The sequence below is a fragment of the Paraburkholderia suaedae genome, assembly GCF_040812055.1.
GTDB lineage: Bacteria > Pseudomonadota > Gammaproteobacteria > Burkholderiales > Burkholderiaceae > Paraburkholderia.
In genome coordinates, this window is record NZ_JBFOAH010000024.1 from 78,987 (window position 1) to 104,969 (window position 25,983).

General features: G+C 57.9%; 19 protein-coding genes and 4 pseudogenes. 15 read left to right on the forward strand and 8 right to left on the reverse strand.

The window, feature by feature from the left end; all coding sequences use genetic code 11:
- The first annotated feature begins 1,452 nt into the window (after nt 1–1,452).
- The 3 genes from ABQJ48_RS27565 (at nt 1,453) to ABQJ48_RS27575 (ending at nt 5,290) form a co-directional block, all read left to right on the forward strand.
- Entirely contained in the window at nt 1,453–1,830 is a 378-nt protein-coding gene (locus ABQJ48_RS27565; protein WP_367841123.1) for a hypothetical protein, read from the forward strand.
- Nucleotides 1,831–2,697: 867 nt separating this feature from the next.
- Nucleotides 2,698–3,060, forward strand: coding sequence for a response regulator (locus tag ABQJ48_RS27570; RefSeq protein WP_367841124.1), 363 nt, complete (start codon nt 2,698–2,700; stop codon nt 3,058–3,060).
- A 1,327-nt stretch (nt 3,061–4,387) separates the two neighbouring features.
- Complete coding sequence (locus ABQJ48_RS27575) at nt 4,388–5,290, forward strand: H-NS family nucleoid-associated regulatory protein (protein ID WP_367841125.1); 903 nt, start codon at nt 4,388–4,390, stop codon at nt 5,288–5,290.
- A 69-nt stretch (nt 5,291–5,359) separates the two neighbouring features.
- Here ABQJ48_RS27575 and ABQJ48_RS27580 read toward each other — a convergent pair whose 3' ends face one another.
- The 3 genes from ABQJ48_RS27580 to ABQJ48_RS27590 form a co-directional block, all read right to left on the reverse strand.
- The gene (locus ABQJ48_RS27580) at nt 5,360–5,596 is read right to left on the reverse strand and encodes a hypothetical protein (protein WP_367841126.1); all 237 of its coding nucleotides are present in this window, start codon (nt 5,594–5,596) and stop codon (nt 5,360–5,362) included.
- A 52-nt stretch (nt 5,597–5,648) separates the two neighbouring features.
- Nucleotides 5,649–5,960 carry a hypothetical protein gene (locus tag ABQJ48_RS27585; RefSeq protein ID WP_367841127.1) on the reverse strand — a complete coding sequence of 104 codons (312 nt, stop codon included), beginning with the start codon at nt 5,958–5,960 and terminating at the stop codon, nt 5,649–5,651.
- A gap of 918 nt (nt 5,961–6,878) precedes the next feature.
- Complete coding sequence (locus tag ABQJ48_RS27590) at nt 6,879–7,565, reverse strand: hypothetical protein (RefSeq protein WP_367841128.1); 687 nt, start codon at nt 7,563–7,565, stop codon at nt 6,879–6,881.
- Between the two features lie 725 nt (nt 7,566–8,290).
- Between ABQJ48_RS27590 and ABQJ48_RS27595 the strand changes: the two genes are divergently transcribed.
- Nucleotides 8,291–9,388: a DNA cytosine methyltransferase gene (locus ABQJ48_RS27595; protein WP_367841181.1), complete on the forward strand. Its 1,098-nt coding sequence runs from the start codon at nt 8,291–8,293 to the stop codon at nt 9,386–9,388.
- A 731-nt stretch (nt 9,389–10,119) separates the two neighbouring features.
- Here ABQJ48_RS27595 and ABQJ48_RS27600 read toward each other — a convergent pair.
- Nucleotides 10,120–13,176 (reverse strand): PAS domain-containing protein, encoded by a 3,057-nt coding sequence (locus ABQJ48_RS27600; RefSeq protein WP_367841129.1) that lies wholly within the window; start codon nt 13,174–13,176, stop codon nt 10,120–10,122.
- 117 nt (nt 13,177–13,293) lie between these two features.
- Between ABQJ48_RS27600 and ligD the strand changes: the two are divergent.
- Nucleotides 13,294–13,647, forward strand: a pseudogene (gene ligD / locus ABQJ48_RS27605) (non-homologous end-joining DNA ligase LigD); the annotation flags it as partial.
- A gap of 28 nt (nt 13,648–13,675) precedes the next feature.
- Nucleotides 13,676–13,807 (forward strand): annotated as a pseudogene (locus tag ABQJ48_RS27610) (low affinity iron permease family protein); the annotation flags it as partial.
- 211 nt (nt 13,808–14,018) lie between these two features.
- Here ABQJ48_RS27610 and ABQJ48_RS27615 read toward each other — a convergent pair.
- Nucleotides 14,019–14,246 (reverse strand): DUF1427 family protein, encoded by a 228-nt coding sequence (locus tag ABQJ48_RS27615; RefSeq protein WP_473094194.1) that lies wholly within the window; start codon nt 14,244–14,246, stop codon nt 14,019–14,021.
- Between the two features lie 162 nt (nt 14,247–14,408).
- Entirely contained in the window at nt 14,409–15,098 is a 690-nt protein-coding gene (locus tag ABQJ48_RS27620) for a hydrolase (protein WP_367841130.1), read from the reverse strand.
- Between the two features lie 413 nt (nt 15,099–15,511).
- Between ABQJ48_RS27620 and ABQJ48_RS27625 the strand changes: the two genes are divergently transcribed.
- From ABQJ48_RS27625 to ABQJ48_RS27655, 7 genes are all read left to right on the forward strand, one after another.
- Nucleotides 15,512–15,802 carry a XapX domain-containing protein gene (locus tag ABQJ48_RS27625; RefSeq protein WP_367841131.1) on the forward strand — a complete coding sequence of 97 codons (291 nt, stop codon included), beginning with the start codon at nt 15,512–15,514 and terminating at the stop codon, nt 15,800–15,802.
- On the forward strand, nt 15,799–17,688 hold the full coding sequence (locus tag ABQJ48_RS27630; RefSeq protein ID WP_367841132.1) for an amidohydrolase: 1,890 nt from the start codon (nt 15,799–15,801) through the stop codon (nt 17,686–17,688). The genes ABQJ48_RS27625 and ABQJ48_RS27630 overlap by 4 nt, the downstream gene beginning before the upstream one ends.
- Nucleotides 17,667–18,122: a DoxX family protein gene (locus tag ABQJ48_RS27635; protein ID WP_367841133.1), complete on the forward strand. Its 456-nt coding sequence runs from the start codon at nt 17,667–17,669 to the stop codon at nt 18,120–18,122. Before ABQJ48_RS27630 ends, ABQJ48_RS27635 begins: the two co-directional genes overlap by 22 nt.
- A gap of 23 nt (nt 18,123–18,145) precedes the next feature.
- A complete protein-coding gene (locus ABQJ48_RS27640; RefSeq protein WP_367841134.1) occupies nt 18,146–19,063 on the forward strand; it encodes a glyoxalase in 918 nt (305 codons plus the stop codon).
- Nucleotides 19,064–19,137: 74 nt separating this feature from the next.
- Entirely contained in the window at nt 19,138–19,830 is a 693-nt protein-coding gene (locus ABQJ48_RS27645) for a YoaK family protein (protein ID WP_367841135.1), read from the forward strand.
- A 158-nt stretch (nt 19,831–19,988) separates the two neighbouring features.
- Nucleotides 19,989–21,425, forward strand: coding sequence for an alginate export family protein (locus ABQJ48_RS27650; RefSeq protein ID WP_367841182.1), 1,437 nt, complete (start codon nt 19,989–19,991; stop codon nt 21,423–21,425).
- 95 nt (nt 21,426–21,520) lie between these two features.
- Nucleotides 21,521–23,101 carry a cation:proton antiporter gene (locus tag ABQJ48_RS27655; RefSeq protein WP_367841136.1) on the forward strand — a complete coding sequence of 527 codons (1,581 nt, stop codon included), beginning with the start codon at nt 21,521–21,523 and terminating at the stop codon, nt 23,099–23,101.
- Between the two features lie 93 nt (nt 23,102–23,194).
- On the opposite strand, the pseudogene ABQJ48_RS27660 reads toward ABQJ48_RS27655, so the two are convergent.
- Nucleotides 23,195–23,395, reverse strand: a pseudogene (locus ABQJ48_RS27660) (hypothetical protein); the annotation flags it as partial.
- Nucleotides 23,396–23,706: 311 nt separating this feature from the next.
- Here ABQJ48_RS27660 and ABQJ48_RS27665 point away from each other — a divergent pair.
- Complete coding sequence (locus ABQJ48_RS27665; RefSeq protein ID WP_367841137.1) at nt 23,707–24,762, forward strand: site-specific integrase; 1,056 nt, start codon at nt 23,707–23,709, stop codon at nt 24,760–24,762.
- Here ABQJ48_RS27665 and ABQJ48_RS27670 read toward each other — a convergent pair.
- Nucleotides 24,703–25,158 (reverse strand): annotated as a pseudogene (locus ABQJ48_RS27670) (hypothetical protein); the annotation flags it as partial. The gene ABQJ48_RS27665 and the pseudogene ABQJ48_RS27670 overlap by 60 nt on opposite strands.
- 19 nt (nt 25,159–25,177) lie before the next feature.
- Between ABQJ48_RS27670 and ABQJ48_RS27675 the strand changes: the two are divergent.
- Complete coding sequence (locus ABQJ48_RS27675; protein ID WP_367841187.1) at nt 25,178–25,630, forward strand: hypothetical protein; 453 nt, start codon at nt 25,178–25,180, stop codon at nt 25,628–25,630.
- Nucleotides 25,631–25,983 lie beyond the last annotated feature (353 nt).

Sequence of the window (25,983 nt, forward strand, 5' to 3'; positions counted from 1 at the left end):
TCTAACCAGCATGGTATGCCCCTATCAAGGTGAATCGTAAAGCAGTTAGGCGCGCCTGCGCCTGCTCAAGGTTGGTCGCAGCGGACAGGGCGGACTGGGTTTGCAGATGGGACGCCTGCGCGACGCACGACAAGCCGACACGTGGACGAGTCAGCTCGAATAGGTCGGTGTTCGCCTGGATGTGCGGGCTGAAACTGTTCGCGATGGCAGGACTTTCCGGACGCCTCATCGCCGTTGCCCCACAGCGCCGCTTAGGTCCTTAGCGTACTCCTTATCGAGAGGCAGAAACCACCTATATTCAGGGCGTTCCTACCGTCATAGCTTGTGCAGTGAAGGCCTTCGTTGCTGCGCGAGTGGTTAGAGCCCCACCGATGTGTTCTGGGCTCATTTCCTCGGATGACAACAATGACATCCGAAGGCGCACGGATTGAGTTTGCCTGCCCTTTTCCGCGTAGACGGCGTGGGCGGCGCTCCTGCCTCGGAGTCGTACGCTCGCGCTGACGTTGCTTGGCCGCTGCGGGTCGCCCGGTTCGTGGTTTCATGTGGGGGCGCCTCCCGTTCTGGCGCGCGGTCTGTAACCTGCCGTAGACGTACAGCAGCATCAAGCCTCTCACGATTCCGCAGGCGTCAGGTGCTATCGCTGGAGCTCGCGCTCTCGCAGGACCTTTGCAAGACGCCTTTCGCATGTTTCTTGGTAGCCCGGTTATGGTTTATGAGCAGAACGAATCTAAAACTATGAGACACGCGACCAGACCACGCAGTACCTCGACGAGAAAACAGCTGTGAAGAAGAGGCTGGGAGGACAAGGCGCAACGGAAATCTGCATCGAGACCGCCTACCACCGCGAGCCTCACAAGCGTGGCATCGACCGCGCGCATGCTGGTTCTGGTATTTCCGAGATGAACCGGCTTTACACAAAGGCGTAACGAAGGAAGAACTTGTCACATGCGAATTCCGTTGAGCGTGCGTTCCTTGCGCTGTAAACGCTCGCCCCGCTATGTAGGCAACGTTTTTCATATCGTTCCGTAGGAGACCGTGTCGTCCCGGCTGTCCGCGCAAACCGCCGTACCACTATCAACTCGCCGTAAATTAGGACTAGCTGCTGTGGAGGAAAATCTTGCGCACAAGAAGCGAGGAAGAACTCTCAGTACGCAGCCGAGGTAAGGCGCGCCCGGCAGCGGGCTTGTGAGCAGGCCATTCGCGATGGGCGCAATGGATTCAAGGGAAACAAAGCCAACCTTGTTTGCACGACACAACGTGCCGGAAGAACCCTTTCCGCGTCGAGTGACGGGTCGTCCTGGCGGAGCTGTGCCTACTCGTGTTCAATTTGGTTATCGCGGCAAGGACAAGCCTTGAACGGACCACATTGAAGGCCATGGAGCGCGACGACGCAGTCCTGTGATTTTCGGTGAGCCTGGACCTTGCGCGACACGCGCGGCGAAATGGCCGTGATTGAAATCAGCCCAGACGTCACAAAATAGAAGAATTTCACTTTGGGGACACGGTGAAATCGCATATAGAAACGCAATTCTGACGCATCTGGCCAAGTTCGCATCCGGTGGCATCCGCGAGCGAATCGAAACCGAAGTTGTGCAGCCAACACAGGATGGCGAAGCCAATTCGACCCGAAGCGAGGAGTTGGTGGCGACGGTGCTAAAAATTGACCGGAAGAAACGGTTTGTCACATTGCGCGGCCCGACGCTAACTGAGGAATTCGACGTTGCCCCAGATTGTTCTCTTGGCCGTCTGAAAATCGGTGATTCGGTCCGCGCGAAATTCGTCTCTGCCCGCGCGACGTCGGTTGAGCGGGTTGGGACTGCTCCGCAGTGATAGAAGTGCCACCCGGCGGCACCTGTTCATTGCCACGCAGAACGATTGGGCGCTGTGGACGCATCTCCAACGGATGCATGTTCTGAAAAAAGCACGCAGTCTTCCTGCAGGTTTTCTAGATTGAGCAAGCGCCTGTAACCGCTACGGACATCAGGCTTGCACGCCAACTTATCGACCAGGTTTCGAAAGCCCGTTACGCACCCCGCAGACGAGGGAAATCTATAGTCCTGCGGGCATAAAGGTTGCGCGTATATACACGTCCATGTGATGTTTGAAGAGGGCGCCATCTTGCCAGTCATTATTGGACTTTTCGCCTCATACCGCGACGCCAACAACGCGCTGAGCGCCTTGCAAGCGCTCGGTTTGGACCCGGGCAGCGGACACCTTTATCAGGAATGTGGACACGCGTGGCGACCCTCCTCGTGTTCAGAAACTTTGGACGAAACTTCGCACGCAGAAGAACGCGCCGAGTATGCGGCGCATGGCGAATACCTGAGCATCTGCGGCGCAGCGAACCGATTCGGTGCAGCTACGGGCTGTGCTGAGCCTGCTACGGATGTCAGCAGAGTAAGTGCAGAGGCAGACATGCGCACGCTCCTGATTATTGACTTAGGCGCACTGCGGCCTGCACAGGCGTCCGGGGTGCTGTACGACTACGGCGCGGTGGCCGTAAAGGACCCATGGGGACACTGGCGCTTCTCTCCTTACCGAAAGGTCTGCCGGAGCCAGGAGTAAGCGGGACCCTGAAGAAGGAGGGATGGTCCAGGCACTCGCCCTGCAAACCATGCCCGCCCCGAAGGCAAATTCTCGCGCGTCCTTTGCTCGGCCCAAGGAGCCCCATGTGTGCTGTTGCGCCAGGAGTGAAGAATGGCCAATGTGCTGCTCGTCGAAGACGAAGCTGATTTGCTGCAAGCGCTCAATGCCGTGCTTGTTCTCGACGGGCATACCGTACAAACGGCCCAGAACGGAGCGGACGCACTGCATGGTGTCTCTTTAAATGTTCCCGACATTGTCGTGAGCGATATTGTGGTGCTAGTCATGGACGGCATAAGGCTGGTGCGCGCCGTCAGGGCAGCCCCATTGCTCGCCGACATTCCCGTGATTCTGACATCAGCGGTCAATGTACCGCGGAATCTGCCGGTCGACGCTTTCTTGCGGAAGCCGTTCTGCGCCACCGAACTGGTCGACCTTATTAACAGGCTGTTGCGCTACCGCATGGTCCGTCCGTAACCTGTATCGGCCGGCGGGCGTCGCGCCAGCATCTGGGGGCCAGTCCGCGAAAGGTGCATCCGCTTTGGCGACCAGAGGGAAGATACCGGTGCGTCGTCCCTTTCTGTCAACGCCGCAAACATTGAATGCTTTGCTTGAACCCGTGACGCACGCAATGCTTCTGCACTGATGCACTGATGCACTGATGCACTTCACTGGATGTTTTCCGACGGAGCCAGGCCTCGTGCGACTTGTGTTCAGCGAGCCCGTCTGATTGCGAACGAGCGCGGACGGCTTGGTCATCAGGCAAGTGCGGCGGGCGACATTGAATCGGCACAAGACGCATGCGTCTCAACGCCTAGGAGCGCGCAAGCGGCGGGCGGGTATCGATGATGCGGAGTGAACAACCTAGCGCGGCTCCCCTCAGCGACATCTTGAAAGCACAGGCCCGGATGCTCAAGGGCTTCCTAAGCTAGAGACTCATCAAAGGCGCTTTTTGCGACGTATGCCCTTCGCGCTCAAACGTGTGGATGCCCAATGCGCCATGACGGGATTCAGAAGATGCCAAAGGACGGTCACGGAATACAAGGACGTCTGGTGCGTTCGAGGCAGTGTCTGGAACTGCTGCTGTACATGGCAGTCCTCGCTTCGACCGGAGCATGGGCGAGTGGCATTGAATGCGCGGCAACCCGCCGACCAGCCGAGCGCGTCATCTGTGACCACGCCATTCTGAACAACGAGCACAACGGTATCCTCGCTCAACAACAGACCCTTCTCGGGAGCGGTAAGCCATCATCCGGGCGACTCACTAAACGGAGGCACTTCCGGAACGCGTCTACCGAGGTCCGCTGCGTTGGCACGGTCCTCGTGCAATGGAAAACGAAAGCGAACCCCATGGAAGCGAAAACTGGCGCTGCGCCCGCTTCCGGTATAGCTTCCGCACCCGAATTGGCTCCCGTTGGACCTACATCTGGTGCAGGCGTTGTTCCTCCTGGCGAGCACAGTCTTTCTGCAGTCGCAACATCGCCAACATCTGGAGCCTATCTGACGCATCAAGGCACTGAGGCCAGCGCCGCGCTGCTGCAGCCGGCCGCGAATAACACGCTCTCACCCGGGGGTACTTCGTCCGGGTCCGGCACGTACGACGCGCGCCGCGAAAGGAGGCTGACCGCCGGGTTAATAGTGCTCATCCTTATCGCTATTTTACTTAGCGCATTCGTCATCCACCGGAACGAAAGGTTGGGGATAACCACCAATTATCGAAGGGCTCGCGGTAAGAAGAAGCGCTGAATTGGCGTACCTCATCATTGGCATGGCATAGTGTGGCATCACAACCACGGAGGCGGGAATGACCACCCTGGAATCCTTGCAAGCAAAAATCAAAAAACTTCAGAATCAAGCAGAAGCGCTCGTTGCAAAGCAATCGTCGGGCGTCATCGAAAGGATTCGCGAGTTGATGGCGAAGCACGGTCTAACGACCGCAGACATTGACGCGCACACTGGCGGCAAGCAGCGCGCCACGAAAGCAGTTGCTAAGACCAAGAGCAATGGTAGCGCTGCTGCGGTCAAGTATCGCGACCCTAAGAGTGGTGCAACGTGGACCGGGCATGGCCGGGCACCTCAGTGGATTGCAAGCGCGAGGAATCGAGACAAGTTCTTGGTTGACGGAAGTACGGCGACGGCGAAGCAGATTCTTGTCAGCAAAGCGAAGACCGCTGGAAACTATGTCCGCGGTCCGCAGCCTGCGCTTTATCGTGACCCAAAGAGCGGAGCGACTTGGAGCGGGCGCGGGCGGGCGCCGACTTGGATTGCTGAAGCCAAAGACCGGAATAAGTTTTTGATTGCAGGCGGAGCTAAAGCGACTGTGGCGACACCCGCGGGCGCCGTGAGCAAGGCGAAAACTGTGGTGAAGAAGGCCTCGAAGGCAGTCGGTGCGACTTCAACCAAGGGTCAGCCGAAAGGTCCGCAGCCGGCTAAGTATCGCGACCCGAAGTCTGGCGCGACTTGGAGCGGACGCGGTCCGGCTCCGGTGTGGTTGGCTTCGGCGAAAGACCGCAGCAAGTTTCTGATTGATGGCGCCGGTGCGGCTGCCGATGCGAAACCGGCGGTCACAAAGGCTGTCGCGAAGAAGGCCCCGACTGCGAAAAAAACTGTTGCCAAGAAGGCACCGGCGAAAAAAGCGCCGCGCAAGAGCGTGGCTGTGCCCGCTCCGTTGGCCACAGTCGAGTCTCGCGCCGAGTTGACAGCCTAACCGTCGTCGTCACGTGTCCGGTGGACCAGCGATTTTCTGGTTCCTCCGGTACACCAAGCCGACGATATTTTATTGCGCCTGTGTTGCCTGACGTTGCGCGGCTTGCTGTTGAGCGTGCTGTTTCGCAAGGTGTCTGCCGACCATGCAGCCTCCGACAGCACCAACGACAGCGTGGTGGCCGGCGTAGTGCCCGGCGACTCCGCCTACGACAGCGCCCTTGATGCAGCCTGCGGCGTTTGCCGTGCCTGCCGCTGCAAAGGCTAGCGTCGATGCAATCAAGGCCGTTTTTATAACGCTAGCTCTCATTTGAAGATATTACAGGTTGAATCTTTCGAATGGGGTGCCGTCCGATGTTGTTTCAATAACCGCGCCATTCATGGCGCTCGCGCCACTCGTGCTCGCGCCATTGCTGACGGCGCCATTCACGTTCGCGCCACTCGTGACGTTCACGCCATTCGCGGGCTCGCCAGTCATCATCAGTGCCGTACGCCACCGCGACTGGCGGCGGACCATATACGGCGGGAGGTGGTGGTGCATACAACGGCTCTGCCGGCGCATAGACTCCGACCGGAATGCCGATGCCTACGCCAATGTCGACGTGCGCCGACGCGGCGGTGGACGCTGCCAACGCGACAAGACCGAATGCAACTCCAACGATTTTGTCGTTCATTTTCCCTACTCCTCGCACATTCGAGTGCGATGTCAGTGGCTACGGTTCGGAGTGTAGGAGGGGCCGGTGGACACATGTGCAACGGCGGTGCGAGATTGGTAACACGGCATTATTGAGTTACGGGAAGCGCGTGCAGCTGCGTCAGGACCTACCGTTGCCTCGCCCTAGTGCTCAAAAACGAGGCTCACCACTACGGGGCCTGTGGGTTAACACTCCCGAAACTCTTGCGCATCATCTTGAGGCGACTTCGGTGATTACTCAAAGTACGGCGTTAAGGAGCCAAGAGCCGTCCGATTTGATGAATTCGTAGGTGAGACCCTGGCTCTCGCCGCTCTTAGGACTGTAGTAGACGGCCCTGAAGGTGAACGCATTCAGGGACTTCTGTGTCCACGAATCCGTTCGCAAAATGCTTAGGCAGCGATTCTTTGGCGCATATCTCATGCTGCTGAACGGGGCTGGAATGTAGCCATTTCCCAGCTGGGCTGACGTATACATGCTGAGAACACGAGAGGCATTCCAGTCGTGATAACAGGCGGACTTCGACATCACAGCGACTAGCACCGGCTGAGCAGAGCCGGCCATGCCGCGTAGCCCGGCATCCCGTGACGATAGCGAGGCGCTGATTGCGTCGCGCATCTGCCCCTGCTGCTCTGCAGACAGCGACGGTCCAAACATCGCGGGAGCACCGCTAGCCTTAGCAACTAAGACGAATGTGGCCGCCCGGTGCTGAATACGCTGCATCATAATCGGTTGTTACTGTTCAGCCAACGCCCCTGCCCCTGAAGTGTCGGTGCGGCAGTCGGGACCGCCTGCTCCGCAGCAGCCTCGGAAGTTCTTCGTTTCGCAGTTGACTTGTTTGCGCCTACGACCATCGATGACCCAACGTGACTCGCTCCGTAGATACAGCGCGGGGAGCCATTAAAACCCGATATTGTCTTCGACCGTCGTTTTGGTGGAAATTGCAGTGCTCGACGGCTTGTACGCATAGTAGCCGTCTGTATCACTCGTGAGCTGCGGAGTGACGTTCACGTACCCAAATTGCTTCAGCGCGGAAGCGACCTTTGCGGTGTGCAATAGACAAGAATGTCGGTACACCGAGGCAGGAGCGCGCGGATGCTCGTGCGCGTCCAGAACGTCCAACTCAAAGACTTCAATTGCCTGCACGGCGAAGATATCCGACACAGGCTTGCTGCGAAGTTGCCGCAGAGCGTCAAGCGGCCCTCCGAGTTTGTGCCGCAAAGGGATTACAAAGGTGTGGGTTTCCTCGCGGCTCAAGGCAATCGGAACCGCACGGTTTCGGTCCCACTGCTCAATCGCATCCCATAGCCCCGGTTCGGCGGGGTCGGCAAGCCAATTCAACCGGGCGTCACCCAAATGAAGAGCAAACGCCATCATGGGCATTTTCGGGCCGCTCATGGGAACAACATCGAAGGAGGCGCGACGCTCCCGGACGTAGCGCGTCGGGTCGAACGAGACCATTTGTTCAAGCACGGGCCCACGCAGACGGGAACTCACGTGCGGATATTGACTCGCCGGCGCGATGATGCCGAGCGGAATACGGGAAGAGACATTGAACTTCTTAAATTTTGTGGTGGCATTCAGCATTTTCTTTCCGACTCTGGTTAAACTCGATTTAGGACTGGAAGTGAGAATAATGACAAGTCATGTATAAAACAAGGTATAAATCGCGGTTTCGCATTATTTTGAGACCGCGATAAATTTTTAAACGGAATCAATTTGCGTTTCGGTTTAAGCGCATTTGAAAACGCACGTCAGAGCAGCGTCGAGGGGCGGCTGCCTCGAGCGTCGGAATCGGGAAAGGACTGCAGCCCTTTGCGCGGGGACCGCCGTTGAAACGGGCTTGGAGACGGGATTGTGCAGCGTTTTCTTTTGGCAAACCATTTCAATACCTTTCAGGCCCATGCGTGCCAATGACTTGTTACTGACCAACTGATTTTGGCGGCGTTCTGGCGACCGATACCGACCGACCGGCATGCAGTACCAGCCTTCACCGGGTCTCCCGGCTCTTCTCGATTTTCTCCTCGAGCGCCATGCTGAGTGGGCCGAAAGAGGCGTCGTACTTCGATATTTAACGCGACGTGCCTTGTATCGAGCCTACCGCCCAGTCCGTCCTGAATGAGCCCGGCGCCACAGCGTCTTATCGATATTCGGTTTTTTTCGAGAAAAGGCTAAAAGCCGGCGCCTAAACGAACTTTATTTCGGGTTCGTGTTATGTCTCTTCAGCATTCAAGCGATTCTTATGTATCGCAATCCAGTTCGTCACGACTTGCCAATACTGGTTCAGCGGAAGTCATCTCAGCTGTATAGAGCTGTTTGCCGGCTGCGGCGCAATGTCGACAGGCTTGAACCGGGCAGGAATTGAACATGCCGCGCTAGTGGAATTCAACCGGATGGCATGTGAGACGCTCCGGCGCAATTTTTGCGCGGTACCGGGCGACGGTCCGGGCGTACTCGAAAAAGATGTCCGGGGTGTCGACTGGCGCAGTTTCCAGGGCGTCGACGTTGTGGCCGGCGGGCCTCCTTGCCAGCCGTTTTCAAACGGGGGGCGCGGTGCCGGGGAGAGGGACGCGCGCGATATGTGGCCCGAGGCTATCAGAGCGGTACGCGAGATTCGCCCAAAAGCATTTCTGTTTGAAAACGTTCAGGGGTTGCTCAGGCCAGCTTTCTCCGACTACCTTTCCCGCATCGTCGTCGAGCTTGAGTGTGGCGGTGGAAGTCCGGAGAGCGCGCCTTGTCTGTATGAAGTAGCAGTGATTCCGGTAGACGCAGCGAACTACGGGGCTGCGCAAAGACGCAAGCGAGTCCTTGTTGCCGGTGTTCGAACAGATGTCGGAGTATTGACGCCCTTTCCGCGCCCAACTCACAGCGCCGAACGACTCGTTTACGACAAGTGGCTATCGGCAGACTATTGGAAGCGCCATGAGCTTCCGTCACCGGACGTGGTGACGGCGTCCTTCGCGGAACGTACCATTTTGAAAAGGATGGGTCCACGCATCCGGCCTGTGGAGCAGCCGTGGCAGACGTGTCGAGACGCGTTTCTAGGTCTGGGCGAGCCGCTGGCCCCCGCATCGGTTCTTGGACATGAACCGGCCAGCGGTGTAGCCAGGCAGTATCCTGGACACACAGGCAGCCGAGCAGACCTGCCTTCAAGGGCGCTGAAAGCAGGTGTGAACGGCGTGCCAGGTGGCGAGAACATGCTCGCAAGCGAAGATGGTGTCTGCCGATATTTCACCGTGCGTGAAGCTGCTCGTCTGCAAGGACTACCGGATTCTTTCTTGCCGTACGGTCGTTATTCGGAAGCTATGCGTCAGCTTGGTAACGCAGTACCTGCGCAGCTCGCTGAGGTAGCAGGGCGCTGGCTGTCCGACATCGTGATGTCGGACGATACGACGCGCGCAGAAGAATAGGAACACCTACACGCGGGGGAACCGCTTTCACTTATGCATCAAGGGCGGGCTGGAGCAGGGCCCGTTACCGAAATCAATCGATGAACGTCTCTCCGGCCTCACACGATTTAAAGGTGCATCGCTATACCGGATTTCACAAGCGACAGCACATGCAAACCTATCTCGACCTCTACCAGTTGGCCGAACGGCTTGGCTTGAAAACAGAAACAATTGTTCGCAACGCGAAGCATGCACCGTGGCGATTGCCTCCGCGAGCACAACTGGCGGACCGGCGCATGCTGCGTTGGCACGTCACCGTTTTCACTAGAGGACTAAAGCGGGCTTGCGCTCACGAACGTCTCACGTTTCTCCGTAAGGGGCTTCCGCAGGCGAGGTACAACAGTGAGGCCTATGTCGATTGTCCGCAAACGGAAGCCTCTGTAGCGAATGTTCAGTTGGTCCTTTAGCCGCGCGTCACCGTTGCAGAGCGCGTCTGCAGTTGCGGTGCGCAACGGGCGTGAGCTCGCCGTCGGGTGTACGCGCGCGGCGTGCCAATGGAGTTGGTCGTTACGCTCAGCACGCACGCCGGCAATCCTTGCAGGATGAACACCCATTTCCATCCGGCCAGACCGAGAGCTTGTGGACGGCGTCGCTTCGGTGGCCGCCGATTCTCGTATCCTTAAGCCGGGGGCGATGGAGAAAGCTATTGTGACGAGATGAGTCAGGCGACCGGCGAGGTCGCCCGATGTTGCTTAAGCTCTCGGGGCTACAGTTTGTGGTTCACCAGCAAGGGAAAAAATTGGCAGCGCTAGAGAAAACGTCGCACCCTGGTCGAGGTTGTTCCTGGCTGTCAGTGTACCGCCATGAGCTTCGACAATTGAGCGTGAAATTGCCAGACCTATACCCATGCCTTTTGCCTTCGAGGTGACAAACGGCTGGAAAAGAGCATCGAGCTCAGCGATACCCTCTCCGTTGTCAGAAATTTCGATTGTAGCCACCAGCTCATTGACGACACCGCCGGTGATGCTGACTTTTGGTGTGCGGCCGGTATTTACTGTTGCTTCGATTGCATTCGACATCAGGTTGATAAGGACCTGCTGAATCTGTATCCGGTCGACGTTCATGTCTGGAAGATTGTCGGGAAATTCCAGCGTTATGGCGGCGTCTCGCATACTGGGGTCTTCTTTCAACAATCTCACTGCGTCCCGGACCATGTCAGGAATACGGCATTGAGACTTCTTGAGGGTCTCTCGTTTGAACAGGGTACGGATGCTCTGCATCGTTTCGTCGGCACCATGGCCATCTCGGAGTATGGCCTCCACGGAAGAGCGCGCCTCGTCGAGATTTGGCGGGTTGGCCGCAAGCCAGCGACGACAGGCGTGAGCATTCGCGATAACAGACGTAAGTGGTTGATTGAGTTCGTGCGCTATCGAGGCCGATAATTCAGCGACCGTTGCAATCTGGGTCGCGCGAGCGAGTTGAATTTGTACTTCTCGCAAGCTGTCTTCAGCACATTTTTGTTCGTCGATGTCGATGTTCAGGCCGTACCACTGAACGATGCTACCATCCGCATCGCGCATTGCTTCGGCGCGTACCTGATGCCAGCGGTATGGCCTGTCCTCGCAGTGCATATGGCGCGTACGGATGACATTGGTGTAGGGTTCACCAGTCTGAACTGAGTGTGTCCATTTTTGAATGACGCTCTCCCAGTCATCTGGGTGGATAAGCTTCATATATCCGAGGTCACGAGTCTCCGATATGTCCACCCCGGCGTATTCTGCGAGTCTCCGGTTGTAGTAGGTCGGTTGCCCGTCAGCATCGGTGCACCAAATCATTCCTGGGATTGTGTCGGTAATCTCCCGCGACTGGTGCTCGCGCTGCTGGAGTGCGACTTCCGTTTCTTTCAGGTCGTCAATGTCCGTGCACACGCCATACCAATGAAGGATTTCACCCGTCTCATCGCGGAACGGTTCGCTGCGGACGAGATACCAGTGTAGTTTCCCATCAGCTCCCGTAATCTGGTAAGTGTCCCGGTAAGATGAGCCCTCGAGGACGCATTGCTGCCAATGTTTGCGGACACGCGCCCGCTCGTCAGGCGGAACGAGGCTGAATAAGGGCTTTCCGTCAATTTCCTCCGAGGTCTTTCCGATGAACGAAAGCATGCGGCGATTCCATCGGTCGATTTCCCCGCCTGGGGTGGCGCGCCAAATCATGGCAGGCATTGCGTCTATGAGCCTGCGAAGATGTAACTCCTCGCGTCTCAGTCGTTCGTCTCCAATTTTTCGCTCGTGGATATCGGTGAGCAGGCCGTACCAGTTAGTAATATCGCCTCGGGCGTTACGCATTGCACTGGCCTGACACTGGAACCATCGATAGGACCCGTCAGCAGCGCGAAGGCGATGTACCGTATCGTACGTCGCCCCGCTTTTCATCGAGTGGTCCCATGTTTCAGTAACTGTCGCGTAGTCATCCGGATGAACAAGGTCAAACCAGCCGTTGCTGGTCAGTTCATGCAGGCTTCTGCCGGTGTAGGCTTCCGCTCGTTTGTTCACATACTCTATTGAACCGGCGGCGTCAGTGCTCCATAAGAAGCCTGGCACTGCGTCGGTGAGCCAGTTGAGCTGCGCTTCACGCTCGCGGATGACCTCTTTCGTTTTGTACAGGTCATCGATATCGAGGCTCATCACATACCATTTGTACACGCTTCCGTCCTCGTTGAAATAAGGAACGGAACGGGAAAGACGCCAGTGATACGCGCCGTCCGCATTTTTCCAGCGGTACGTGTCCTCGTAAGCTGCCATCTGTTCGACCGACCGGAGATAACCTTGTCTGATTCGCTCCTTGTCGTCGGGGTGAATGAAATGCAGAAATCCGAGTTTTTGTAGCTCCTCCAGCGTAGTACCGGTTTCCTCAAGGATGTGGCGGTTGACGAATTCGAAATCCGCTGTCGTTCTTGTGGCGAAGCGACCCGGAAGGCGGTCGAGCAGTTCCCGGGCTTCCTTCTCGCTTTTCTGCAAGGCTTCCTGAGCCTTTATTGCGTCGTCGACCTCGATACCGACCAGGTACCAGTTGATTACGACCCCTTCGTCATAAAACGGTTCAGCGACAAGGTGTTGCCATCTGTACACACCATCGCAATGCTGCATCCGGACGACGACATCGACGGGGCGACCTGCTTCAATACACTGCGCCCATTGGGCACGCACAGCTTCTACCTCGGAGGGATGGATGTAGTTCATCCATAGGTCACCGACAACCTCTTCGCTTGGACGGCCCAATGCGGCGAGCCCGGCCTTGTTTACGTAAACGAGTTGGCCGGCGGGGTCCGCGACGCACACGCAAGCTGGGACGCGGTCAACTATTCGCCTGTAGTTTTGTCCTTCGCTCCGAAGACGCAGTTCCGCAATCTTGCGGTCGTTAATGTCCCAGTTCAGACACATCCAACGGACAAGTGCGCCGTTCATACCTCGGATGGCCCGCGTCCGGCACAGGAACCATCGGTAGACGCCGTCTGCGCGGCGAATCCGGAGTTCGAGTTCGCCGGGGTCCCGGCCTGCAACCAGCGCCTTCCAGTAATGTTCGTTTGCTGCGACGTCGTCGGGGTGGATGACATCGTCATAATTAGCGTAATTGTTACTTATCTGGATTCCCGTGTATTCGCGGATGCTCTGGCTGAGATATTCGGGCGAGCCGTCAGGGTAAGCAGTCCAAACATGACCAGGGAATAACGCACCCATCGCTTCCAAGGTTTGATTTCTTTGACGCAGGAGTCTGATGCTGCGACTGCCGCCCGATATAAAGGGGGTCATGGTCGTCTCCCGATTATTTAAGCAGCATACGCTCCGGCAGCCATCGCCGCACCGCTACCGGAGCGACGGTGACAATGACCAAATTCTTCAAACTGGAAGCTGCGGAGCATTGATTTTCTGGGCGTCGAGCTTGTTGCCGAGGTCGAGTTCACGGAATGGACTGCGGAAGGCGTGGTACGACAGGCGTCGTTCAAGGGGACGCGCGTCGACAAGCCTGCGCGACGCGTCGTTCGCGAGTCTGGAGTAGAGCTAGCCCCTGCTCCTGTCTTCCAGGTCAAAGTCACGTACCCGGAGCGCATCGTTGACCCATCGAGCGGTGTCATGAATCTCGACCTGGTCCGGTACTACGAGAGCGTTGCCCTGTGGATACCGCCCCGTTTGGCGGGCCGGCCGCTTGCGATGGTCCGGGCGCCTGCGGGCTTTGCCGGCGAGTTGTTTTTTCAGAAGCATGCAGAAAGGGCCGGAATGCCCGGTCTCCCAGGCGCACGCCCGTGGCTTGCTAAAGCTGAACGAACTGCTCTCCCCGCACCGCTCGGCGAGCAATCAGCTTATCGGACTCGAGGATGCATCTGAAGATGAACTACGTCGCCGCGCTGCAGCTTACTTCGATTACCGACAAATCGGCAAATGACAGCTCCGAGTTCGGCAGAACAAATGTTGACCACCGAAGCGCAGCCGGCGAAGGCCGAGCAAGAACGGTCAGAGTCGACGGCAAGCCTTGAAGCAAAATTGCTCTTTGAAACACCTATCTGTTCCACTCAAAGCGGCGCTCGGCGGCTAGGTCGCTGCATTCAATTCGGTGAGAGGTCGGCGGGCACGGCCGAAATCAGTTTGGCGATATTCTAACGGAGCGAATGCGTAGCATGCGTCTGCACCCCCTCTGCTTTTGCAAACTGGAGCGTAGTGCTCGCCAGAAGCTGGCGTCCGGTTGGGAGGATTTGCGCCCCGATAACTATCCCCAGCAATCCCACCAGGGCCACCATTGGCGGTGCCGGCGACCGTACACGAATCAGGCTGTATATCGCGCCGGCGAGAATGCCACCAAGGAGCGAGAGAATATAAGGTTTCATTGGCAGAAAATTGCTCGGACTCGGGTATCAGCGTGCTCGGTGGTTGTCGCGAACTATTTGCATTCAAGTAACAGCCATGGACATTGCGCTGAAAGGCACGCACCGGAATGATTACTCCGGAGACGAGCCTCGCATGTCACTTGCTCAGCATGCGTTGTTACGTCAGGTCTTCGCCGGGACTGGAGCGAGAGACTCGTGCTTTGTCTTGGTACGCTGGGGGGCGTTATGAACCCTCGTGTAGGCGTAGTCGACGCCCATTCCGTATGCGCCCGAATGCTCCTTCACGATTTCCATCACTGCGTCATACGTTTCTTTGCGCGCCCAGTCGCGCTGCCACTCGAGCAGGACCTGTTGCCATGTGACCGGGACGGCGCCGGCCTGCACCATTCGTTGCATCGCGAAGTCGTGCGCGTCCTTCGACGTGCCGCCGGACGCATCGGCGACCATGTAAATTTCATAGCCGCCTTCGAGCATCGCGCAGAGCGCGAACGTCGTGTTGCAGACTTCCGTCCACAGGCCGGCGACGACGACCTTGTTCCGGCCGTTTTTCTTAAGCGCGTCGCGGACCTTCTGGTCGTCCCACGAGTTCATCGAGGTTCGCTCGAGAGTGGGCTGGTCCGGGAACACATCGAGCAGCTCCGGGTACGTGAAGCCGGAGAAGCTCTCGCTCTCGACCGTCGTGATAGTCGTCGGGATGTTGAATGTCTTCGCCGCCTTCGCCAGTCCGACGACGTTGTTCTTCAACACTTGCCGGTCGATTGACTGGACGCCAAAGGCCATCTGCGGCTGCTGGTCGATGAAGATGATTTGGCTGTTGGTCGGTGTAAGTACTTCCAGTTTCTCTGTGCTCATGATGCCATCCGTTCGTAGCAGGTTTTAACAAAAACGTCGCGCCAGATTTGAGCGCCGGAAGAGTCTTTGCGTTGCTCTAATGAATCCAGTAACGACGCATCTCTTGCTGGAAAAAAGACATGAGCAATGCCGTCTCGTGGTCCAGAAGAAGCATAGTGCGAAGCTGTCGATGGCGGTATAACAGCTTTATGTATGATGGCAGTAAGGTCCTTTTCACTTAAGCTTCAAGGAAAGCGCGTGACTCGTTTCATTCGATAGCCGGTGTCTCGCTGGAACGCGTCCTTCAGTCGGTTGCAAGATGGGCGACACCTTTCTAAGCCAGTTGCGAATACGTGTAGGAATGCTCTTTGTTTTCGCCTTGGTCATTGCCGTCGCGAATGGTGGCTTACGGCGTACTTAAGGAGGGGTGGTCGATGAAAGCGTATGTGTTCTCGCTGCTGGCGGGAATCCTGGTAGGCGTGGTCTATAGCTTGATTGGCGTGCCGTCACCGGCACCTCCTATCGTCGCCCTCGTGGGCCTTTTAGGCATACTCGCGGGCGAGCAAATTTTCCCGGTTGCAAAGAAGATGCTTTCCGGAGCCAACTTTCGTGTGGCCTGGAAGGAGGAGCATTGCAATCAACACCTGTTTGGGTCGTTACCTGGCCGGAACTCCGGAAGCCCTCGGCCCATGGCGGGAGTATCGTCTGAGGAGAAGCGTTCATGACGTCTCATCAAGATGCGCCGGACCTGATTCTTCTTAATGGTCGGTTTACGACATTAGATAAATCGAAACCAACGGCCACTGCGGTTGCTATCAAGGACAGTAAATTCATTGCCGTCGGCGGCGACAGCGAGATAAGTCAGCTCAAGTCCGATGGCACTCGCACGGTCGACCTGAAGGGACGCTCAACTCTTCCGGGATTAATCGACAACCATCTCCACATCATCCGTGGCGGGCTGAATTTCAACATGGAGCTCAGGTGGGATGGCGTGCGCTCACTGGCGACTGCCATGGAGATGCTCAAGGCGCAGGTGGCTATTACGCCGCCGCCTCAATGGGTACGTGTCGTCGGTGGATTTACGGAGCACCAGTTCGACGAGCGTCGCTTGCCGACCATCGAAGAACTGAATGCTGCAGCACCCGACACGCCGGTTTTCATGCTGCACCTCTACGACCGCGCGCTGCTGAACGGCGCGGCGCTGCGAGTGGTGGGCTACACGAAGGACACGCCTGAGCCCCCTGGAGGCGAGATTGTGCGCGATAGCGCGGGCAATCCGACCGGGTTGCTGCTGGCGAAGCCCAACGCAGCCATCCTCTATGCGACATTGGCGAAGGGGCCCAAGCTTCCTCTCGAATATCAGCTGAACTCAACGCGGCATTTCATGCGCGAGCTGAATAGATTGGGCGTCACCGGAGCCATTGATGCCGGCGGCGGTTTCCAGAACTTCCCGGAGGACTATGAGGTCGTCAGGAAGCTTGACGCTGAGGGACTGCTGACCATCAGGCTGGCTTACAACCTGTTCACTCAAAAACCCAAGGGTGAGAAAGAAGACTTCGTCAACTGGACGAAGACGTCGAAGTATAAGGACGGGAACGACTACTTCCGGCACAACGGCGCGGGCGAGATGCTCACCTTCTCGGCGGCGGACTTCGAGGACTTCAGGGTGGCGCGCCCGGACATGCCTCCGGAAATGGAGGGCGACCTCGAAGGGGTCGTTCGCGTGCTCGTGGAGAATCGCTGGCCGTGGCGTATGCATGCGACGTACGACGAGACCATCAGTCGTGCGCTCGACGTATTCGAGAAGGTAAACCGCGATACTCCACTTGCCGGCCTGAACTGGTTCTTCGACCACGCGGAAACGATTACAGAGAAGTCGATGGACCGCATCGCAGCGCTCGGTGGGGGCATTGCGGTCCAGCATCGGATGGCGTACCAGGGCGAGTATTTCGTCGAGCGATACGGTGAGAAGGCGGCTGAGGGCACGCCGCCAGTTGCGCGAATGCTCGAGAAAGGAATTCACACGTCGGCGGGGACCGACGCGACTCGAGTGGCGTCCTACAACCCGTGGGTGTCCCTGTCCTGGTTGGTGACCGGCAAGACGGTCGGCGGCATGCGCATTTATCCCCAGCGCAACTGTCTGGACCGGGAGGCGGCCCTGCGCATGTGGACCGAGAAGGTCACCTGGTTCTCGAATGAAGTCGGCAAGAAAGGGCAGATTGCAGTTGGTCAGATCGCGGACCTTATCGTCCCTGACCGTGACTTCTTTGCCTGCGCCGAGGACGACATCGCTGGCACGTCGTCTTTGCTTACGGTCGTAGGAGGCAAGGTTGTGTATGCGACTGGCGAATTCGCCTCGCTGGACGATGGTCCGCCACCTCCGGCGATGCCTGACTGGTCACCGGTGCGAAAATATGGCGGATTTGCCGCATGGAAGCAGGGCGGCGAGTCCGGCGCGCCGCTTCAGCAGGTGGCATCCACAGCATGTGACTGCGCGCGCGCTTGCGGCGTTCACGGTCACGACCATCGGCGCGCGTGGCTTGGCAGTGCGCCGACGTCGGACTATAAGGGCTTTTGGGGAGCGCTGGGATGCGCGTGCTGGGCGGTCTAGAGCGAGGGCCAATGGTGGAGAGTCCATCCTGGGTAGCGGCGCTGCTTCGTCAACCGTGGGTGATGCCATTGGTCCGCATCTGTCTCGTCTCAGCGTACCTCATTGGCGGTGTCGCCAAGCTGATGCATTTCGACGCTGCAGTCGCTGAGCAGGTGCACTTCGGTCTCCATCCCGGGTGGCTTTGGGCTACCTTGGCGATTTTCGTGGAGATTGCCGGCTCCCTGTGCGTCATCTTCAACAGGTTCACGTGGCTCGGAGCGGGAGCGCTGGCTGGATTGACGGGGGTGGCGATGCTCGTGGCGAACAACTTCTGGAGCCTGGAAGGTGTGGCACGCTTCATTGCGCTGAACAGTTTTTTTGAGCACCTCGGGCTGATTGCCGCCTTCGTGATGGTCACCTATCTGGCCAGCGGCGAGCGACGTTCGCGCGTCTAAAAAAGGACAGGGAACTCATTATCATGCGTAACTTTCAATCGCTCGGTATCGCCGTTGCTCTTGCCCTCAGTCTGGTTGCAGGTGCTCCGTCGATTTCTTTCGCAAAGGCAAGCATCGGGGCGCCGCAGTCGACGTCTTACTCTGTCGGGCCGCAGTACGACACCACTCACGTGTATGTGGCACCGGAAGACTTCGACAAGTTCACGGAGAGCTTCGCCGCCACGTTTGGCGGCCACAAATCGCAGCAAGGCGTCTTCCAGGTGACGCCGACACCGAGCCAGACGATGTCCCAACTGGTCTTCACGCCGGTGGGTACGATTTCGGTGTTCGGCTTCAAGACACCGACTCCGTTTCCGTTTGGTGACGAGCGTACCGGCTACCTCGTCACGGACATGGACGGCGCGATGAAATCGGCGAAGGCTCACGGCGCTGATGTCGTGGTCGATACTTTCCCGGACCCGATTGGGCGTGATGCAGTCATCTCGTGGCCGGGCGGCGTGCACATGCAGCTCTACTGGCATACGCAGGCTCCGAACTACGAGGCGCTCGAAACCGTTCCAGAGAACCGGGTGTACGTCTCGCCGGGACGTGCGAACGCACTCATCAAGAACTGGGTCGCGTTCTCGCACGGGAAGGTGGTGTCCGACAATCACAACGCGCCCGGCGTTGAAATCGGTCGGGCGAACGATACCTTCCGTCGCGTTCGACTGGCGTCGGGATTCGGGAACATGACCGTCTTTGTGACCGATGGGCATCTGCCTTACCCATACGGGCGCGAGATGACCGGGTATGAAGTGAAGGACTTCGATGACACCATGAAGAAGGCTCAGGCCGCTGGGGTTTCGGTTCTGGTGCAGCCTTTTACGTCGGACCGCAGAGAATCGGCAATTGTCCAGTTCCCGGGCGGGTACATCGCGGAAATTCACGCGGCTGCGAAATAGGACAGCGTCACGATAAAAGGAGCGTCGATGTTGGAGAGGCCACTCCTCGCTGACGCCTCTCCACAGGGTAAGCAATGAATGACGATATTTTGCTGTCCGCGACTGCTGGTTACGTCGACACTCTCAGCTTTTTCGCGCTGTTCGGCCTGTTCACCGCGCACGTGACGGGGAACTTCGTGCTCGTTGGTGGTGGCGTCGCAGGGTATGGCCAGGGCGTCTTCCTTAAATTGATGGCGTTTCCTGCTTTTATCCTGGGCGTCGCGCTGAGCAGCTTCATCATTCGCGGCCGAAACCCGGAGACTCCGATGCGCGGCGCGTGCATGCTCTACGCCGTGCAGACCTTTCTGCTTCTGGCGTTCTGCTTTGCAGGTGTCAAGCTCGGACCCAGGTTCAACCCGGAAAATTGGGCAGTGGTCGTCTGTGGGATGATTGGGGCGACCGCGATGGGTGTCCAGAACGCCCACAGCCGTCTTGTTGCCAGGCCCGGTGTGCCGAACACCGTCATGACCGGCAATGTGACGCAGGTCATTCTCGACGCGCTTGACCTGTGTTCGCCACGCGTTGCGGCGGACATCAAGACTGCTGCACGAACGCGAATTGCCAAAATGCTTCCAGCAATTGCGGCATTCGGGCTCGGCGCCGTCGCCGGTGCTCTGGCTTACAGAAGCGTTGGCTTCTGGGCTCTCCTGTTGCCGGTAATCGGGATTGCATGGCTGGCAATTCGCGCCTGGATGCACCGCAACGCGGTAGGTAAGCTTGCCGCTTGATACTTCTCCTGCGGGCGCACTCGCTGGCGTGCTAGATGGAGGGAGCATCGACGGTGGTTTGATGGCATTCGAAGAGAGCGCGAGGTGTGCAGTGACAGAGCACTTCACTCCATAAAAACAGGAAGAACAATGTTGACAGGGCGGGAGGCCAAGTGGGGATGCAACTCGCGGCATATATAGGGATTGCCGTTACCGGGCTTGCGCTCGGGTTCTGTGAAGACACGCGGGCGGATAACGAGGCGCAACCGTCTCAGCAGACCGACACGCCGACTGAGACGTGTGACGCCAGGCGGCCGGTCGTGTTGTTCAATCGCTGGCAAGAAGATTGGTCCGTTCTCAAGAATTCCTGTGTACCCCGCAAGCCACTGGACAGCCTCAAATATATCCCGCTCGGAGCTGACCCATATTCGTATCTGTCGCTCGGGGCCAATCTGCGCGAGCGCTTCGAGTTCAGCGGGACACCGCTTTTCGGGCTCGGCTCGGCAGGCTCCGATAGCTACGTGATTCAGCGGGCACAGGTCAGTGCCGATGCGCGTATTGGTCCATACCTTCAGTTCTTTGCGCAACTCGAAGATGCCAGGCCGTTCGGCAAGAATACGGTGACCCCTGTCGACAAGAATCCGCTCGATTTGGAGCAGGCGTTCGTTGCCTGGGTGAGTCCGCTCGGCCCGGGAACGATAAAATTCCGCGTTGGGAGGCAGGAAATGGCCTTCGACCTGCAGAGATTTATCTCTGTGCGCGACGGTCCGAACGTACGCCAGGCCTACGACGCAGTCTGGGCCGATTACGAGTACCAGAAATGGCGTTTCATCGGTTACCTGACCCAGCCCGTTCAGTACCGCGACGTCTCGGTATTCGACGATACGTCGAATAGCCATTTGACCTTCAGCGGCGTGCGCTTCCAACGGCAGGGCGTTGGGCCTGGAGACCTGTCTGGATATTATTCGCTTTACACCCGTGCCGGTGCGCATTTCCTTGATGCGCAAGGCGATGAGCATCGCAATGTATTTGACCTGCGATATACGGGGAAAATCGCTGCCACAGATTGGGACGTGGAGTCGATGTACCAAACGGGCCACGTCGGCGACAAGACGATTGCTGCGTGGGCGGTTGGCTCGCTGTTTGGCTATACGCTCGATTCTCCCTGGAAGCCACGGTTCGGTTTGCAGGTAGATGCTGCTTCCGGTGACCGCCATTTGAACGATGGTCGCGTCGAAACCTTTAATCCGCTTTTCCCGAACGGCTATTACTTCACGTTGGCGGGCTACACCGGGTATGCCAACCTTGTCCATGTGAAGCCCTCGATTACGCTCAAACCGTCCAGCAAGCTGGCCTTGTTGTTTGCCGTTGGATTCCAGTGGCGGATGAGCACGAACGACGCCATCTATCAGCAGGGAAGTGCCGTCGTCCCGGGTACTGCTGGCCACGGCACGCGATGGACCGGCGCTTACGCACAAATACGTGCTGACTGGACGGTGGCGACCAACCTGATTGCCTCCGTTGAGGCCGTTCATTTCCGGGTCGGAGATTCCATCCGCGAGCTGGGCGGGAGCAACTCCGACTATGTTGGGCTGGAGCTGAAGTATGGCTGGTAGCGTCGCGCGGGCGAGCCTCGGGCCCTGTGTCGTGCAGAAATAAAGAAGAGCTTCAAGATGCCTGGCTTAGCCGGTTCGTGTTCCCAGAATTGCCCATGGATAATGTCCAGTTTTTCCACTACCTGCTAATGCTGATGGCGGGCGCGTGCGTTCTGACGTGGCTCGCGGACCGTGTGGCATTCCCTCCCGCGCTCGCGCTCCTGGTCGGCGGGTGTTGCGCAGCCCTCATTGGAGGGCGCTCTCTGGAGCTTGACCCTGGCCTTGTGCTCGCAGCAATCCTCCCGCCATTGCTGATGTCCAGCGCGTTCTATACCGCATGGGATGACTTTCGCCGTGAAGTCGGCCCAATCATTTCGCTCGCACTGGGGGCCGTGGTGTTTACGACCGTTGTCGTCGCAGCAGTTGTCCACACGGTCAATCCATCTCTGCCGTGGAGCGCGTGCTTCGCTTTAGGTGCTATCGTCTCGCCGCCTGACGCAGTCGCCGCAAAGGCGATACTTCAACGCAATCCGCTCCCCGCCAGGTTGGTGACAACGCTGGAGGGTGAAAGCCTGGTCAACGACGCGTCAGGCCTCCTGCTTTACCAAATAGCAATTCTGTCCGCGTCGACTGCCAACATTACGCTGGCAAGAGGGGGCAATCTTTTTATCGCGCTCACCGCCATAGGAATCGCGGTAGGGTCTCTCAGTGGCGCGGTGATGACCTGGTTGATAGCGAAGATTAAGGATGTCGCTATCGGCATCACGGTGACATTCATCATGGCGTGGGCAAGCTACGCCATAGCTGAGAAAATGGGCGGCTCTGGCGTGCTCTCGGTTGTGACGTGCGGACTGATATTGGGGATTTCCCAGCATCGGATTTTCGGCGCCAGCATGCGTCTGAAGGCGAAAGCCACGTGGGAGGCCGTCGAGTTCATTCTCAACTCTCTGGTGTTCATCCTTATCGGGCTTGCGCTGCGTGGCATCCTGGCCCGCATGCAGCAGCAAGATTCGTTGCTGGTCGATGGCCTGAAGACGGCTATACCCGCCATCATCGCCACCTTCGTTGCGAGACTGGTGTGGGTCGGCGTCGCGATGTACGTTCCGGGGCAACTGCTCAGGAAGACGAAGGTAGTTCGAGCCTGGTCGCTTCGCGAGTCTGTGATTCTCGTGTGGGCGGGTATGCGCGGAGTGGTCAGTCTCGTGGCCGCACTCGCGTTACCCAACCATTTCCCCGCGCGCGACCTGCTTATCTTCACCTCCTTCGCGCTTATCATTTCCACCTTGGTCATCCAGGGTGGGACGTTATCGTATTTTATTCGCCTCGTTCGAATTCGTCCGGTAACGCGAGCGACGATGTCTGAGTTGGAGGCGAGGTCAAGAACATTCAATGCGGCGCTGCAGGAGCTGGGAGCGAGAAAAGCTGGCAGCGAGGAGGCCGAAGATGTAGCGCTCCGGCGGGTCCTGGACGAATACAAGGTTCGGGTAAGCAATAATGAGCGAGCCCATAGCGAAGGAGCCGAGCAGGTCCATGTGAGAGCGCGACAACTACGCCTGGAACTCGACATGGTGAGCGTGTCGCGCCGGGAACTGTTAATGCTCAAGGAAGCAGGGAGCATCGACGATGCGGTCCTGCATCGCATAGAAGCCGAACTTGACTTCGAAGAGCTGAGGCTCTCGCGCCTTCTGGAGCCCTGAGGGGAGCGTGCCACGCGCACAGCAAATGCAACTGCTACTGCCGCTGCTTCCATAGTGGAGTTGTGAATTCCGGCGCTGCGAGCAAACCGAAAACCATGCTCGCGCCCAGGCGAGCCCTGCCTGCTGCGCGTCTTCTTCGGTATCGAAATAGCCCAGCACACCGGATGCGTCAACGAGCTTGTTGTTTTGCGTACTAGTCCCGCATGCCGCATAGCGTCCCTGCATCAGGACATCTTCCCGCTGCAGGACGGCATGACCCCACACGTTATAACCGTTGAAATTCTCTGATTCCATCAGCGCGTGACCTCAGCGGTCGTATTGCGGGAATCAACCCGAAGCACATTTCCCTCAGGCGTTATCTGGCGGGGGATATCAGACAGGTCAGGCGTTTTCGCCGTCGCACCCATCCGAGCATTGTGCTCCTTCATCGCGAGCTTTGGCGCCGGCGCAGGCATACGACGAGTTCGCGTCATCACGATATGCTGTACGGCGCGCGTATGCATTGTCGGCATATGCGTAGCCGTTGAGCGATGAAGCGATGCGCCTCTCGCCTCCGGCGGATTCCAGATTTCTAAGACGTACATAGCCCCTCTGTTGCCTTTGAGGTGGATAAAATCGATTTCAACACTGAAACGTACAAACTCTTCTTGTTGCGTTTCATGCTTGTTCGAATTGATGTCTCTCCGGGCTATGCAATCGTCGACGCCAACCGCTTAATGCCGCGCTTCTGGGCGACAGCATGGTCACTGGGTCTCGGTGTCCGCTTTCTAGCGCCTAATACATTGAAACTGCGTCTACGACATATAGACGCGTTCTACTGCTTTACCGACGAACATTTCGGGCTCGACTCACTTGACGGCGCTATCAGCGCACGCAACGCTGCCGCAGTCGGAAACATGGTCGAAGCCTTCTTCACCAGCCTAACCGTCGACTCGGATTATACGACGACGAATGTTCAGCGATGGAAGGCCGTCCGGCGTTTTGCGCTGGATTTGGCTCGTCTACGGGCACCAGCAAGCGAACCATGGAGTTCATTGTCGTCGATGCTCGGCGCCTTGCGGGGTATCCGGAATCCGAATCAGGGAAAGATTCGCCACATTAGAGCATTGCCTGCGCAAACGCTGGTCGAATTGCTCAATGTAGCTGAGCCGGGCGTGCCGCGAAATCCCTTCCGGGACTATCACACGCAAAACCGCAACTGGTTCATCGTCAACCTCCTCCTGATGTGCGGCCTGCGGCGCGGCGAAGCGCTGCTTCTCGGTGAGGACTCGCTCAAACAGGAATACGACCCGGACTCTGGGGAACTCGTGTTCTGGCTGGACGTGACGACCTGCTTCGATGAAGACCCGCGCGCTACCACGCCAAGCATGAAAACGGCGCAGTCCCACCGTCAAATCCCGGTTTCCTCAAGCTTGGCTGAACTCTACGAGCACTACCTCAGCGAAGTTCGGCAATCGAATGGAGAGCACCCATATTTGCTCACATCCCGCGCGGGAGGCCCTCTTTCCGCTGAATCGCTCACCAAGATGTTCGAACGTCTCTCAGAGGCTCTTCCCGAGGCGGCACGTAACGCTTTTTATGAACGAAGCGGGAAGTCGCATTTACCTCTCGCCTTCATTCTGCGCAATCAAGAGAGTGATGTGCTGGAGCTGAAAATATGACGGTCGCAGCATCGACTCGGGATTCGCGTAAGCAAGCTGCGTGACAGGAGCAACCGGCTCCACGGCCGATTCGCCCCTGGCATACAAGGCGTGCACATTTTCCTCATGCGCAACCTCTTCTGGCAGCTCAACAACTGGTTCGTCCTCAATGGACACCGTCGCGACCAATTCTTCCAGTCTGGCCACAAGTTTTCGCATTGGCTCTTCCGGATTCAGCCACCAGTCGGTAGACCAAATGCGGTACAGCTCCCAACCCAACCCTTCAAGAACATGCTGGCGGAGCCGGTCGCGGTCGCGGGCCGTCGCGCCGGAGTGATACATGGCGCCGTCGCGCTCAACGCCCAGCAGATAGCGGCCCGGCGCACGCGGGTCGACCACGCCAATATCAATTCGATATCTGAAAGGGGGCGCCGCGATGAAGCATGAAGCTATGCTGCGAAACGATGAAGGATGGCTGTACGTGATGCACAACCCTGCCTTTCCTGGTGTCGTAAAAGTGGGGCGCACGCAGTTCCTGCGACTATTTTTGCAATTGGGTTCGCTTGCTGGAAGGGTCAAACGTAAGATTCACGACAAGCAGCCGATTACATCAGTATTGGCTCCTCTCCCGCCCACAAGACATTCCGGAGCCGGCTTCGATGAAGGCGATGGTCCAGAGCCTGAAGGCTCTCGGATATCGGCATGTCAGACAGGGCGGGTCTGGTTTGAGAGGATTCTCGGGCTTGCCGGTGCCCGACGCGTAGCCACGGATGAGGGTCTCCGCGCCGCAAATGTTGAAGGGCACAGCGTCGTAGCGAAGAAGGCAGCGGCGCCGTCAGTGCAGCGCCCGGTGGCGAAGAAGATGGCAGGCAAGAAGGCACCTTCTTGACCGTCGGTGACTTTGTCGCAGCAGCCTCCTTCGGCTCGCTGGTGCCAGGGACCGCAGCAGATTTCTGATTGACGGGGCAGCAGCGGTCGCGTCGGAAGCTGGTGCTGTCAGCAAGGCGAGCAAACCGAAGGCTGCCGGCAAGAGCGGTGCGGCTGCAATGAAGGGCTGCAGCCAAGAAGGTTGGGGTGTTGCGGTCAAAACGGTTACTGCAAAGGCTGACAACACCGCGACGCCGGAAGCCTCAGTCGAAGTGGGCGCTTAAGAGGCGCAGGCGACGGTCAAACAGACGAGCGGGCCAGGCGTGTCCAGCTCGTTCAAGTTCTCACTGCCACTTCCGATATTCAGCGTGCTGT